This is a genomic window from Psychrobacter sp. W2-37-MNA-CIBAN-0211, from assembly GCF_040309405.1.
Taxonomy (GTDB): domain Bacteria; phylum Pseudomonadota; class Gammaproteobacteria; order Pseudomonadales; family Moraxellaceae; genus Psychrobacter; species Psychrobacter glaciei.
Genome location: NZ_JBEOOU010000561.1, coordinates 1 through 237, shown reverse-complemented (window position 1 = coordinate 237; position 237 = coordinate 1). Strand labels below are relative to the sequence as shown.

The 237-nt window shown below is 41.8% G+C and carries 1 protein-coding gene; it reads right to left on the bottom strand.

What is annotated here, in order from left to right; genetic code table 11:
- Positions 1-237: phenylalanine--tRNA ligase subunit beta-related protein (locus tag AAEY72_RS16275; RefSeq protein ID WP_352311725.1), on the bottom strand; the 237-nt coding region annotated here is incomplete at both ends.

The window sequence follows — 237 nt, the reverse complement described above, 5'->3', positions numbered from 1 at the left end:
CCTTTACCTTGGTATACATCGAACAAGTTTAAGCCAACCAACTGATTTTCGCCAACTTTTCTTATCAAATTCATAACATCAGTTGCAGAAACTGTTTCATCTACTACTACCGCGATGTCGCGACGATTGGCAGGAAACTTAGATACAGCTTGGGCTAGCGGCAAACGGGCGTGCAATAATGCATCCAGTTCTAACTCAAAAACAATTGTTTTTCCATTGAGTCCAAACGGCTTTTCC